We start from the raw sequence: 215 nt of genomic DNA on the forward strand, positions 1-215 counted from the left end.
TAGAAGTCATCTCATAATCAATCTGAGCAAAATCATGATGCAGCCCAGTTGCGCCATTGCCAGAAAGTTTTCTGCATGAAATTCGTATCTTACGACAAGGCGGCGGAAGTTTTGCAGCCAGGCGAACAACCGCTCGACTTTCCAGCGGCGGCGGTAACGCCGCAAGGGGCGGCCATCTTGCGTTTTGGCCCGTTTCTTCCGGTTCGGGGCGATCA

Annotated in this window: 1 protein-coding gene; it reads right to left on the bottom strand. The window is 53.5% G+C overall.

Annotation, left to right across the window (positions count from 1 at the left end):
- Positions 1–6: 6 nt before the first annotated feature.
- A partial coding sequence (locus EII23_RS12835; RefSeq protein ID WP_148091316.1) for a transposase occupies positions 7–215 on the bottom strand: 209 nt, incomplete at its 5' end.

It is taken from the genome of Desulfovibrio sp. OH1186_COT-070, assembly GCF_003860215.1.
Classification (GTDB): domain Bacteria; phylum Desulfobacterota; class Desulfovibrionia; order Desulfovibrionales; family Desulfovibrionaceae; genus Desulfovibrio.